Genomic DNA, 234 nt, shown 5'->3' with positions numbered 1-234 from the left:
CAGTAAATGATGAAAACGAAGATGGTGTGGATGATGCAGTTGCAGCACTTGAAGAAGCGACAGAAGCAGTAGAGGCGGCAGAAGCAGCATATGCAGAGGCAGAGCAAGCACTAGCAGATGCCGAATCAGATGGTTTAATCACCCCAACAGAACTTACTGAGCTGACTCAAGCACGTGATGATGCACTTGCTGCTAAAGAAGATGCACAAGCGAAAGTTGATGCACTTCCAGAAG

1 protein-coding gene is annotated in these 234 nt (G+C 47.4%); it reads left to right on the top strand.

The window, feature by feature from the left end; genetic code table 11:
* On the top strand, positions 1–234 hold a 234-nt coding region (locus AC1M9B_RS14450), incomplete at both ends, for a GA-like domain-containing protein (RefSeq protein WP_481609346.1).

The organism is Acinetobacter sp. ANC_7513, from assembly GCF_056779915.1.
This window is presented reverse-complemented; position numbering and strand designations above follow the sequence as displayed.